This is a genomic window from Actinophytocola sp., assembly GCF_045807065.1.
Classification (GTDB): Bacteria; Actinomycetota; Actinomycetes; order Mycobacteriales; family Pseudonocardiaceae; genus Actinophytocola.
Genome location: NZ_JBJMIE010000596.1, coordinates 1 through 10,149 on the forward strand (window position 1 = coordinate 1; position 10,149 = coordinate 10,149).

The window sequence follows — 10,149 nt, forward strand, 5'->3', positions numbered from 1 at the left end:
GACGCCGCTGCCGGTGTTACCCAGTGACCCAGATCTGTAGCTTCTGTTGACAGATCTGGTGCTGGGCCTCCGTCAAGGAGGGTCCGAACCGCATTGGCTAGTTCAACGACTGGTTCCCAGGGCAATGTGTGGAACAGTTCCGGTGGTGGCGAGCTCTCGTTGTCCAGTCGGCGCAGCAGCAGGTAGCGAATTTCTCGGGAAAGCTCCGCAACGACTGCCAGGTCTGCGTGGTCGAGATCGGCGCGCGGCCACGACTCTTCGATGCGGTTGATGAGCGCTGCGCCCTGTTCAGTGATGACCAGTGGCGCGCCGAAATCATCGAGTTCGACGTAGGTCACGTTATCCGATGGATCGTGCAGCGCCAGCGCGGGAGCACCGTCGAGCACCGCGATCCGCCGCAACCAACCGCTCTCGAACATCGGCAGGCTGCGGGCATCGAGACGCTCGTTGCCATCGTTGATCAGACCCACATCGGTGGGAGGTGCGCGATCGATACGGCCAACCCAGTCGCTGAGGGGGCGATGTCCCGCGTTCATGACCGCACCGCCAGCATCTGCTTGAACAACTCGACCGCGACGGGCCCCAATGTCTCGGCCACCTCAAGCTGTTGTTCCATGCCGACGTCTTCGAACGTCTCGCCGTGCTTTCGGACAAGCCGCTCCCATGCGGACCGCGACAGCTTTGCTCGCAGGTCGGCTGGAAGCGCGGCTAGTTGGACCCGCAACTCGTCAACGTTGATTCCGATCGTTCCTGCCCAGCGCGCAGCGAACTTGACAGCACGCATCACAACATGTGCCCAGTCTGCTAGATCCTCGCTCTGATTGCGTGAGGTCAGCCGGCGGGGTCTGGCGTTCAAGTCCTCCCAGCCACGCCCAGTAGGGTCAATCACGATGTCGTCGACCGGGTCGTAGTACAAGCTGTTGACTGTGAAGTCCCGGCAGCATGCATCAGTGTCAAGATCGCTGCCCGACGCCGGAAACCGGAGACCCGCTAATTTGAGAGTCCGGTACTCGTAGAGGCGATCACCGCCGCTTGGGGGCTCTGCTGAGCATACGAGGGTATTCGGCGACACCTTGGGGCGGAACTCCAGCCCGGCGCGTCTGCGAATCCGTTTCGTCAACTCTGTGAACCTCCCCGGGGGCATGGTGCCCGCCAAGTCGAGGTCGTTCACATCGGCAGCCGCACCCCCGAGCACGTCACGGGCGAACCCACCCGCCAACCAGACCAGGTGCCGAGATGCCCTTACCTGCTCGATGAGCGGCCCCGCGACCTCGCACCATGGAGAACCAGGTTGGGCAAGTGTCTCAGTCACCATCGCAGGAAGCCCGGAGTCCAACTCAACGGCTCGGTGAACCCGTTCGTCCGGAATCCGGTCCATCGGCGCCGCCGCTAGAACCCGCACGGACTCGGCATTGTCCGGCACGAGACGGGCGGGAGGCTCATCCAACGACCCGTCTCCAACCAGCAGCAGCCGATCGCATGCTGATCTTGGACTCCCCGCCCGCACATAACCGAAGCCGAGCACCTCGCCTTCATCGACCACGTCTCCACTCAGAACAGGGTCGCCCGAGGTCCTTCTATACGACACATTCCCTCCGAGACTGGACCGCGCAAAGCCGGCAATGCCGCAGTCCGCCAGTCGACACAGAGGCGTGTTTCGTTACGAAGATGGGGAGCACTGATCCACGAACGCCAGATGCCTCTAGGGTCGATGCATGGCCCGCAGCCGTCCCACGCTGCGGCTCTCGCCACCTTGAGGCAAGTCGTACACAGTAACACACCTCGACGTGGTCAGAACCTGTCCGAGTCGGCGCTCGGTTCCACCATTGCGAACATCGATGAGCGGTACGCGGTGTTCTATCTGGAACGGAGCCCCGCGACCGTGGTGTTCGTGCTCGTCATCGCCCCGACGCCGTTTTGCTCGTGCTCGCCTATCTCGTCGTCCGGTTCGTTTCCGGCGGCCTGAAGGACACCGCCACCGGTCCGCTTGAGCTCTCTGCTGCGCTGCTCGCTCTCATCACACTGCGCAGGTCCTGATTCCTGCGGAGATGTCCGGGTTCACGCTGCTGGACAGGGTCCTTGGGTTCGAGGTGGTCGCTTATGGCGATCACGATCTTCGCGCACGCGATTGTGCGTCCGATCACGTCGAGACGGCAGCCAAAGGCCGCGCAACCGAAGGGCGGGTGCCGTCCCAGTCGGGGGTGCGTGCACCGACACCTGAGGACGGCATGATCCGCCAGAAAGATTCCCTGTACCTCGGCACAGCCCTTGACAACCCCAGAAGACGCCGGCGAAGGCCGCGTCTTCTGGGCGCGATCACCGCGCCGGGGCTTCTCGAACTCGTCGACGAGTTCTTGCGGCAGCAAGCCCGCGCCGAACTCGCTCTGTTCCGCACCATCCAGCACAGCCGGAACCCAATAGGCGGGCCAAGTGCTTGCCTGGTCGCATCACCTGAACAACGAACCGGCGGAACCGGTGGCGGTCTGACTCTGAGTCCGCCACCGGTTCCGCCGGTGTCGTGGATGGTTACCAGGTCCCGCTGGTGGTGCCGGTCCGGCCGATCACGTAGCGGGCGATCCAGATGCCGTGGTTGGTGAGGGCGGGGTGGCCGGCTACGAGGTCTCCGACGATCTGTCGGACGGTGCGGGCGCACAGCATGCTGACCGGGTTCGGGAAGCCCGGCTCGCCCGAAGCGGCACCGCACAGCGCACCGGCGACGGCACCGGCGCCGACCTTGATGATGGTGCCGTAGCTGGCGATCACCCAGGCGTGGTCATGCGTCCAGCCAACCTCGATGCCGGAGATGTTCTTCGACCAGTCCGACGGCGTGTTCGCCGAGGCGGGCGCGGCGAACACGCCCGCCGAGACGAGCAGCCCGGTCAGCATCAGGATGACGCCGCCGATCCGCCGCCGGCGCGCACGCGGGTTGGGGACCTCGGCCGTGCCCTCGGCGCGCCCGACGCCCCGCGGTTCGGGAACCGTCAACTCGCTCATGTTGTTGCCTTTCTTGTGAGGAACTATCGGGACTGAATCCAGGTCACGCGGACGCGGCCCTGGTCGCCACAACCGAGCCATTCCTGCCAGCACTCGCTGCGGCCGTGCCAGTTGGAGTAGCGGTTGTACTCGAAGTACGACCCGACGACTCGGCAGACGATGGCGAGGCGATCCGACCCGCGGCTGCCGTCGCCGTCGCAGCCGCCGGTGGACACGTTGAAGCCCTGGGTGACCCGACAGACCGGCGCGGCTTCGGCGGCCTGCGCGGTCACTACCAGCCCGCCTGCGCCTACCACACCGGCCGTGACAAGCACACCAATGGTGCGTTTGAACCGCTGGGCCACCGACTTCTGGCCATTGTTGTTGGAATTTTTCACTTGTTTCCCGTTCATTGCTGCGCCCCCCGCGGGGCCTGTTGCAGATATCGTCGGGTTGCCGACCGCTGGGCGCACGCTGCGGGGAAATTCCGTTAATGATCCGCCTTGCCCCTCCCGACCTCGGACGACATGCTGCTGGTCATGAACCAAACCTCTTCGACCGTCACACCAGGCCGAGTTCTACAGGCATGGCGCGCGTATAGCGGTCTGAGCGGCGCCGAGGTTGCCCGACGCATTGGCGTGGAGCCTGCGGCCCTATCACAGTGGGAGCATGACAAACGAACTCCCTCGAGCCCGTACGCCGTGACGGCGATGGCGAAGGCGCTCGGTTTGTCCGTGGACGAGATCGCCGCTATGGAAGGCATGTGGCGAACGGCGGCCTCCGTGACGGCCCTGCCAGCCCATGCGACCTGGTTCCACAACTTCAAGCTTCCGACCGGGTCGGTCTGGGCCTGGATGCGCAACCAGCCCAGGAACGTCGATCAGCGAGTCGTGCTGGAGTTCGGACCGTTCAACAAGACATTCACGATCCCGGCCAACTCCGGGGGCCTACTCGTCCATTCTCCCACCAGCCTGCCGAACCCGCCGCTGACCGTGACCTTCGACGGCGAAGGCTGGGCCGATTTCGGCCGCGGCGTTATTCCGGAGACGGTCGCTACCGAGTTGGGCTTCACCATGGTCGCGGCTCGCGATGTCATCGGCGGCCACGCGCCGATGTTCCAGCCATTGGCGTCCGACGAGGGACCCGAACCACACTCGATGTTGGCCGGGATACGCCGGGCAGCGAGCTGGTTCAACGTAACCTGGAGCCAGGTATCTGCGCATTTCGGGGTCATGCGGCCGGTCGTGCCAACCGCACGAGCGCTCGAATCCGAAACACTGGCGACCACCCGGCGACCGGGGAACGCCGTGACCGACGCCGAAGGCCAACTCGTCAGCCAACTGATGATGACCCCGGAGCAGGTACGAGCCATTCGCGACGCACGCGGCTTGAGCCGAAGCGACGTCGCTGACAAAGCCAGCGAATACGACCCGAACAGTCCCATCAGCACGAGGATGCTGGAGACTCTCGAAGCCAGCGGTCGCGTCCCCAACGCAGCGCACGCACTCGCGCGGCTAGACATGATCTACGAGACGGACGGTCGACTCGGTATCGATCGTGTCGAGGACTTCCAGAATGCCACTCGCACCTCAGACGGCAGGTTCTCACCGAACTTCCCCTGGTACTGGCAAGGACACGTCTGGCTACAAGTGCAAGCTCCGCAGCCACATGATGCCGGGGTCATGGAGTTGGTCTGGGGACCGTGGCGACGGCATGTTCGAGTGCGCTCGTTCGACGTGGTCACGACTCGGAAAGCGATGCTCGGGCCTGACCCAAAGATCGAAGACAGCGAGTCGTCGGTTCGTCCCAACTCCAAGCCCAGTCGAAAGAAGCCGCTAGACCACAACCCCAAGCTGTTCGTGCGCCTACCCCACGGCTGGAACCTCAGCGCCGGCATGGGCGCCGTGCCCACAGCGCTCGACATCAACGTGGGTTGGCGCCCGGTCAACTTGCGCGCCGCCCTGGCCCTCGTGCTTGAAAGCGTGAAGGCGATCGAACTCACGAGACCACGCGAGCCGGAGCGCCCCACGGACAACTGAAGCCACCGAGACGTTCGTCCCTAAAGACGGCGTTCGGCGACGCTCGTCAGCGAGGGTCGGTGATGACCGGTGTGATGCCGAGATCGATCGTTCCGAGTGGCAAGCGGTTGCGCATGCGATCCAGGCTGACCAGTTTGCGGGCCGCTGCCTGGAGACTGGCGTCGAGCCCGGCGACCTCGCCGAGCCAGCCGTTGAGCTTGGCCTCGGTGATGCGGTCGCGAAGGTTCGCGATGATCTCGACCAACCGCGATCGCGCTGACGGATCCAGACGGAGGCTCGGACAACGAATGTCCCGTTGACCGAACTAACTCGGGGATCTCCTGGGCTTCCTCGATGTGGACCGACAGTGACGACTCGGCCTGATCTCGGCAAGGTCGGGCCTCGTGAGTCACTGCGAGTGATGAGGCGTTTCTGCTCTGATCCCGTGCCGTCAGAGAAGACGGCCCGTGGAGGTTGGGATGGCGGAACGCGGCACGGCGGTCAGGGATGTGGCGGCCCTGACGGTCGCCAGAATCGGGAGGGTCGAGGAGACCGGAGACCGGCTGCTGCCGTTCCGGCTGGTCGACGAACACGGCGACGAGGAACCGGCGGTCACCGAGTTCCTCCGCCACATGCTCGCCGACGACGCGAGCCCGGCGTCCCTGCGCTCGTACGCGTATGAGCTGTTGTCCTGGTTCAGATTCCTTCGCGCTGTGGGGATCCCCTGGTTCCTGGCCAGTCGGTTGGAGGCCCGGGACTTCGCATTGTGGTTGAAGATGAGCAAGAAGCCGGCCCGGCAGCGGCGGGCTGACGCGCCCGCGCCGGGGTCGGTGAACCCGGTGACGGGCAAGGCGACACAAGGCGAGAACTACGCGGCACGGACCCGGCGACACGCGCGTGCGGTGGTGCGCTCGTTCTACGAGTACCACCGGGAGGCCCATGGGCGGCCGCTGGTCAACCCGTTCCCCAAGACCCGAGGCGTTGAGGGCGAGCATCTCAACGCCCACCACAATCCGATGCGACCGTTCCGCCGGCCGTCCCGTCGCGCGTCGTACCAGCCGAAGGAACCCAAGCCGGCACCGCGGAGCATCCCGGACCAGGCGTTCAACGAGCTGTTCGCGGCGCTGACGTGCCACCGGAACCGGGCGTTGCTCGCGTTCTACATCTCCACTGGAGCACGTGCCTCCGAATTGCTGGGCGTGCGCCAGGGCCTGGTGGAGCCCGGGGAGCAGGTGATCGGCGTGGTCCGCAAGGGCAGCCGGGCCTTGCAGCGGCTGCCGGCCTCGGCGGACGCGTTCGTCTGGCTGCGGCTCTACCAGCAGGAGACCCTGGGCCTGGCGCCGAAGGGGCCGGACGAGCCGTTGTGGTGGACGCTGCGGCGGCCGTTCCGGCCGTTGACCTACGACGCGGCGCGGATGGTGTTCACCAAGGCCAATGCCGCTCTGGGGGCGAACTGGACTCTCCACGACCTGCGGCACTCGGCGGCCAAGCGGATGGTCCGCGACCCCGACCTCACCCTGGCCGACGTCCAGTGGGTACTGGGTCACGCGCACATCACCACGACGGAGATCTACACCGCGCCCACCCCCGAGGAGGTCATCGCCAACGTTCTGGCTCACCACGAACGCCAGCGTGCTCAACGGAAACGGCCGCCAGCGCCGCCGGCGCCGGGCTATCGGCCCGAGGTGCTGGCGACCCTGTTCGGCACCGCGCCCACCGAGGGAGGCTCACGGTGAGCAGCACGACTGTCGACGCCACCGTCGTCGCGTCCGGAGCAGACCTTGCTGACGCCGGACAGCTGGCCGAATGGGAGCCGCGGCCGGGCGCACACAGCTGGTGGCAGACCCGCCAGACGCGCGAGGCGTTGGTGGAGAGACTGCTGCACCTGTTCGCCGGTAAGGGGCCGAGCGTCGCCCGTGACCAGGCCAGGCGGCGCGGCCTGGGCAAGGTGCTGGACTGGCTGGAGCGGCTGCCCGGTGACACCTGGCAGGACCGCTGGCTGGCCAGCGGAGCCGACGCCGCCGGCTTCGACTGGGCCGATCTGCCGCTGAAGGGGATCGCCGAGCCTCGGGGCTACCACCGCGACGAGCTGAACTGCGGCGTGACGATGCTGGTGGCTGGACAGGCTATCCGGCCCGGTTACCGGTGGCTGCTGCGGCAGCGCCAGGTGTTGATGCTGGCCGAGGCCCGCGAGGCCATCGACCCCGACGGCTTCGCCCGCGTCGAGCGCGATGCCCACGACGCCGCCCGCTACGCCAGGTCGGACGCGTTGAACAAGCTCACCTGGATCGTGATCCGCAAAGGCGGCAGCGTCGCCGACATCACCGTGGGCGACTGCGTCGAGCTGACCAAAGCGTTGCAGGAACACCATTTTCGGGGCAGCGCCGGCCGTCCATTGTTCTACGCGCTGCTGAAGAAGGCCGGGGTGCTGTCAGCCACGGCACCCGACCGGCTGCGAGCGTTGCGAGTGGACGGCCGACGCAGCGTCGAGCAGATCGTCGACGCCTACGGCATCCAGTGCCGACCCGTTCGCGACTTGCTCGTCGAGTACCTCACCGAGCGTTCCCCTGAGCTCGACCACACCTCGCTGCGCTCGGTCGCCCGCAACCTCTGTCGGCTGTTCTGGCGCGACCTGGAGATCCACCACCCCGGCATCGACTCGCTGCGACTGGCCTCCGAGGTCGCACAAGCCTGGAAAGAGCGGCTGGCCCACATCCGCGACGCCGACGGCAACCCCATGCGACCGCGGGTCAACTACCGCAGCGAACTGGTTTTCGTCCGGGCCTTCTACGAGGACATCGCCCGCTGGGCCGCCGACGACCCCGCCCGATGGGCTCACTGGGTCGCGCCCTGCCCGATCAAGGCAAGCGAGGTCACCCGGAAGAAGGTCCAGGCGCGGGTCAAAGCCCGGATGGACCAGCGGACCCGCACCCAACTGCCGCTGCTCCCAGCGTTGGCGCAGGCCGTCGACCGGCAACGCAAGGACGCCGAGGAACGCATCAACATCGCAAAAGCGATCCCTGCTGGTGACCGGTTCACTGCATGCGGCGAGCAGTTCGAGCGCTGCCGCGTCGGCGAGTCCGGCCGCGTCTATGCCCTCGATCTGGCCACCAGCAAGCGCCGCGACCTCAGCCACGAGGAGTCGGCCGCGTTCTGGTCCTGGGCGACCGTGGAAGTGCTGCGGCACACCGGGATCCGCATCGAGGAGATGCTGGAGCTGACCCACCACAGCTTCGTTACCTACACGCTGCCCACGACCGGCGAGGTCGTGCCGATGTTGCAGGTCGCCCCCTCGAAGACCGACTCCGAGAGGCTGCTCCTAGTCTCCCCGGAACTGGCGGAAGTGTTGACCGCGATCATCTTCCGGGTCCGCGCCGGCAACGCCGCGCTGCCGTTAGTGTCCGCCTACGACGTCTTCGAACAGACCTGGAGCCCGCCGATGCCGTTTCTGTTCCAACGGCGGTTCGGCACCGAGGACCGGCCGCTGACCCGCAGCTACATCCGCGAATGCCTCGTCGCCACCTCCCAAGCCGCGCAGATCACCGCCGCCGACCAGCCCTTGGAGTGGCGGCCCCACGACTTCCGAAGGATCTTCGTCACCGACGCCATCCGCTCTGGCCTGCCGCCGCACGTCGCCGCCAAGCTCTGCGGACACTCCACCGTGGACACAACGATGGGCTACGCCGCCATCTACCCCGAGGACGTGATCACCCACCACCGTGCGTTCATCGCCCGCCGCCGCGCCCAACGTCCCAGCGAAGAATACCGCGACCTCACCGCCGCCGAGTGGGACCAGTTCCTCGCCCACTTCGAGCTGCGGAAAGTCGCATTGGGAACCTGCGGTCGTGACTATGGATCCCCTTGTGCGCACGAAAGCGCCTGTGTCAGATGCCCGCTCCTCCGGGTTGACCCAGCCCAATTGCCGCGGCTGGAGGAGATCCACGCCAACCTCGTCGATCGCCTGGACGAGGCGAAAGAACAGGGCTGGCTGGGCGAGGTCGCCGCGATCGAGACCACCATGGCCGCCGCGGCACAGAAACTCGAGGCCATGCGCACCGTCCGCAAGGCGACTGTCAACCTGGGCATGCCCGACACTCGACTCGCGACCGGACGGTCGAGCCGTACCCCGGCTACGGTGTCCCGGACGACATTTGTCAACAGGTCGTCGTAGGTGGAGGGGTTGGGCCCCTGCGCGAACTACACTAACCGACCATGGAGCCACTTTTCCGCATCGAACGCATTGAGGGCTACGACGGTGGTCTAATCGGATATGACTGGATCGAGGTTCTCGCGATCGAGCCTTGGGCATTGGCCTTCCCGGGAGACGGGTACGGCGACTGGTGCGATCGTCGAATTTCGAACTATTATATCTGCCTAACACCGGTCGGTCTAATGAGGATTACGTCAGATGACTTCTGGGTAGCCCTGGAGGACTACAATGAGTACGACCTCGAAACCGATAACATTTCGATGCCGAAGTATGTTGTGACCACTGGAGAATCCTCAATCGTGCAACTCCATGGAACGATTCACGGTGACGTTAGTACAAGTCGCTCAGGCGACACGGTGGGAGCCAAAGGGGATGGCGCACAAGGTATTGTGATGTCCTCTTGGCTACCCCCTGGCTCATCGCTTCAAGATCTCCAGGCAGAGCTTCGGGCTCTCCGTATCGCACTGCGCGACAAAAGTGACACCCCTGAGCAAGATATGGCTATCGCGGCTGTTGCGGAAGCGGAGATCGCAGCTGGAAAAAACAATGAGAAGGCCCTGAAGGCCGCACTCAAGAAGGGAGGAAAATGGGTTCTTGATACTGCAAAGGATATCGGGCTGGAAGTTGCTAAGGCTGCCGTTAAGCACGCCATAGGAAGCTAAGGACGTTGATTAGGGGGAGGTCGTCGCGATCGAGGTCACACCGTGGCTGCGGCGGCACAGAAGCTTGACGTTCTAACACGCTTGCTCGCAACGCGGCCGCCCCGCCCAGTTCGACGCGGCCGACATCTAGCTCTCGACTGGCCGGTCGAGCATGGCCTGACCAGCCACGGTTCCTGTGTACGACACGCCCGGGGGAAACTGTTCCGAAGGCCGAGTCGGTCACCGTCCGTGAGCTACGAACGAGGCAGGGTCGAGACTATTCGATCAAGATCACTTCGGTTAAGCA

Annotated in this window: 9 protein-coding genes; 4 read left to right on the forward strand and 5 right to left on the reverse strand. The window is 65.3% G+C overall.

Annotation, left to right across the window (positions count from 1 at the left end; translation table 11 throughout):
• The 4 genes from ACJ73U_RS34945 to ACJ73U_RS34960 all read right to left on the reverse strand — a co-directional run.
• On the reverse strand, positions 1 to 536 hold a 536-nt coding region (locus ACJ73U_RS34945; protein WP_407782032.1), incomplete at its 3' end, for a hypothetical protein.
• Complete coding sequence (locus ACJ73U_RS34950) at positions 533 to 1,543, reverse strand: hypothetical protein (protein ID WP_407782033.1); 1,011 nt, start codon at positions 1,541 to 1,543, stop codon at positions 533 to 535. The genes ACJ73U_RS34945 and ACJ73U_RS34950, both read right to left, overlap by 4 nt.
• A 983-nt stretch (positions 1,544 to 2,526) precedes the next feature.
• On the reverse strand, positions 2,527 to 2,994 hold the full coding sequence (locus ACJ73U_RS34955; protein ID WP_407782034.1) for a hypothetical protein: 468 nt from the start codon (positions 2,992 to 2,994) through the stop codon (positions 2,527 to 2,529).
• 23 nt (positions 2,995 to 3,017) lie between these two features.
• Positions 3,018 to 3,386, reverse strand: a complete 369-nt coding sequence (locus tag ACJ73U_RS34960) for a hypothetical protein (protein WP_407782035.1) — start codon at positions 3,384 to 3,386, stop codon at positions 3,018 to 3,020.
• A gap of 126 nt (positions 3,387 to 3,512) precedes the next feature.
• On the opposite strand from ACJ73U_RS34960, the gene ACJ73U_RS34965 reads away from it, so the two are divergent.
• Positions 3,513 to 5,012, forward strand: coding sequence for a helix-turn-helix domain-containing protein (locus tag ACJ73U_RS34965; protein ID WP_407782040.1), 1,500 nt, complete (start codon positions 3,513 to 3,515; stop codon positions 5,010 to 5,012).
• Positions 5,013 to 5,058: 46 nt separating this feature from the next.
• Here ACJ73U_RS34965 and ACJ73U_RS34970 read toward each other — a convergent pair whose 3' ends face one another.
• Positions 5,059 to 5,256 carry a hypothetical protein gene (locus tag ACJ73U_RS34970; protein WP_407782036.1) on the reverse strand — a complete coding sequence of 66 codons (198 nt, stop codon included), beginning with the start codon at positions 5,254 to 5,256 and terminating at the stop codon, positions 5,059 to 5,061.
• 214 nt (positions 5,257 to 5,470) lie between these two features.
• Here ACJ73U_RS34970 and ACJ73U_RS34975 point away from each other — a divergent pair, with 214 nt between their 5' ends.
• From ACJ73U_RS34975 to ACJ73U_RS34985, 3 genes are read left to right on the forward strand one after another with little or no spacing between them, the layout of a single operon-like run.
• Positions 5,471 to 6,727 carry a tyrosine-type recombinase/integrase gene (locus ACJ73U_RS34975; RefSeq protein WP_407782037.1) on the forward strand — a complete coding sequence of 419 codons (1,257 nt, stop codon included), beginning with the start codon at positions 5,471 to 5,473 and terminating at the stop codon, positions 6,725 to 6,727.
• Positions 6,724 to 9,162, forward strand: coding sequence for a tyrosine-type recombinase/integrase (locus ACJ73U_RS34980; protein WP_407782038.1), 2,439 nt, complete (start codon positions 6,724 to 6,726; stop codon positions 9,160 to 9,162). The genes ACJ73U_RS34975 and ACJ73U_RS34980 overlap by 4 nt, the downstream gene beginning before the upstream one ends.
• A gap of 41 nt (positions 9,163 to 9,203) precedes the next feature.
• A complete protein-coding gene (locus tag ACJ73U_RS34985; RefSeq protein WP_407782039.1) occupies positions 9,204 to 9,863 on the forward strand; it encodes a hypothetical protein in 660 nt (219 codons plus the stop codon).
• The last annotated feature ends 286 nt before the right edge of the window (positions 9,864 to 10,149 follow it).

Excerpts from the sequence above, each read along its gene's own strand:
- ACJ73U_RS34955 (WP_407782034.1), bottom strand. The coding sequence starts at position 2,994 with ATGAGCGAGTTGACGGTTCCCGAACCGCGGGGCGTCGGGCGCGCCGAG.
- ACJ73U_RS34960 (WP_407782035.1), bottom strand. The coding sequence starts at position 3,386 with ATGAACGGGAAACAAGTGAAAAATTCCAACAACAATGGCCAGAAGTCG.
- ACJ73U_RS34965 (WP_407782040.1), top strand. The coding sequence starts at position 3,513 with ATGAACCAAACCTCTTCGACCGTCACACCAGGCCGAGTTCTACAGGCA.
- ACJ73U_RS34975 (WP_407782037.1), top strand. The coding sequence starts at position 5,471 with ATGGCGGAACGCGGCACGGCGGTCAGGGATGTGGCGGCCCTGACGGTC.
- ACJ73U_RS34985 (WP_407782039.1), top strand. The coding sequence starts at position 9,204 with ATGGAGCCACTTTTCCGCATCGAACGCATTGAGGGCTACGACGGTGGT.